Annotated in this window: 1 protein-coding gene; it reads left to right on the top strand. The window is 61.8% G+C overall.

What is annotated here, in order from left to right; translation table 11 throughout:
• Window positions 1-623 precede the first annotated feature (623 nt).
• Window positions 624-1863: group II intron reverse transcriptase/maturase (ltrA, locus tag MAXJ12_RS34110; RefSeq protein WP_008840823.1), on the top strand; the 1240-nt coding region annotated here is incomplete at its 3' end.

The raw sequence follows: 1863 nt of genomic DNA on the forward strand, positions 1-1863 counted from the left end.
GGTGCGCCGTGACGGCGCGGGAGGTGAATATGGAATAGCCACCTCTCAAGCTTGCTGGTTTTCGACCGGCGGCTGTAATGCCGCCCCGCCCGCAGGAGCAGCGGACGGAAGGGGGCCGAGAAGCCCGACCGGGCGTCGCCGGTCGGGTGTCATAAGCAGATCGGCCTGAACTGTACCGGGTGCGGACCATCGGCCGCAGGCCGGGCTACCATAGTGTCTATGGCGAGATAACAAAGTGAGCGTTGGAAGCCTCGGATTCAACCTGCAACGCCTCCAAGTCGCGCGATGGCGTGGGAGGTAAGAAGCGATCAGACGCGGTGGGGCTCGTCTATCCTCACTGCAGGGCGCGGACAACGCGTTCGAGACGGGGGGAAAGCTCTCATTGCCCTGTCTTCCGCATCGCCTGGGGTAAAGCTCACCGCCTACGGACATGAAGGTTGGAAATCGGAACACGGGAACTTGGACTGTCTGCCCAGTACGGAACTGGGCTCGCCGCGACGGCCGGAGATGGACGGCACCAAGGGCGGAGCTTTCGTAGTAGTCAGAGCGCGGGAAAGCCGTGCACAGGGCGAAGGGAAGCAGGAAGACGGTAGACTTGCATGACGGAGGAGTGATCTGTGGACATGGATCACCAGGCCCACGAGGCCTGGGTACTCGGCGTTCAGCGCAAACTCTATCAGTGGAGTAAGGCAAATCCCGAAGACGCGTGGCGGGACATGTGGGGTTGGGTCACAGACCTGCGCGTGCTGCGTCACGCCTGGCAGCGCGTAGCCTCCAATCGAGGCCGACACACGGCTGGGATCGACGGGATGACCGTGGGTCGCATCCGGAATGGGATCGGTGAGCAACGCTTCCTCGAAGGGCTTCAGGCCGAATTGCGCTCTGGCGCATATCGACCCAGCCCTGCGCGGCGCAAGCTCATTCCCAAGGCCGGTAAACCAGGGCAATTCCGGCCCCTGGGCATTCCCACGATCAAGGATCGCGTCGTTCAAGGCGCGGTCAAAACACTTCTGGAGCCGATCTTCGAGGCGCAGTTTTGGCATGTCTCCTATGGGTTTCGACCCGGACGGAGTACGCACGGCGCCTTGGAGCATATCCGACGAGCGGCCTTGCCGCATAAACGCGACAAGGACACGCGGCGGAACCGGATGCCGTATCCATGGGTCTTAGAGGGCGACATTAAGGGCTGCTTCGATAATTTAAGTCATCATCACCTGTTAGAGCGGCTGCGCCAGCGCGTGGCTGACCGGCGGGTGACGAGGCTGGTCGGGCAGTTCCTGAAAGCCGGTGTTTTGTCGGAGGAGCAGTTCCTTCGCACAGACGCCGGCACGCCTCAGGGCGGGATTCTCTCACCGCTGCTCGCCAATATCGCGCTCAGCGCGATCGAAGAGCGGTATGAACGGTGGGTGTATCAACGCACCAAGGCCCATGCCGACCGCAAATGTGACGGGAGGACTGCGGCAGGCAGAGCGCGCTACTGGGATCGCATGGCTGGTCGCTGTGCGTTTCTGCCGGTGCGCTACGCCGATGACTTCCTGGTGCTGGTGTCTGGCACACGGGAGGATGCCATTGCGGAAAAGGCCGCGCTGGCGGACTACCTGCATCAGACCATGGGCCTTGAGTTGTCGCCGGAAAAGACGAAGGTCACAGCCATGACGGAGGGGTTCGAATTCCTCGGATTCCGCTTCATCATGCATTGGGACAAGCGCTACGGCTATGGCCCGCGCATTGAGATTCCCAAAGCAAAGGCTGCCAACCTGCGTCGAAAGGTCAAGGCACGTACGGGAACGAGTTCCACCCCGTGCAGTCTGGCCGCCAAACTTCAGGAGCTCAATCCCATCCTGCGTGGGTGGGCGAACTACT

It is taken from the genome of Mesorhizobium alhagi CCNWXJ12-2, assembly GCF_000236565.1.
GTDB lineage: Bacteria > Pseudomonadota > Alphaproteobacteria > Rhizobiales > Rhizobiaceae > Allomesorhizobium > Allomesorhizobium alhagi.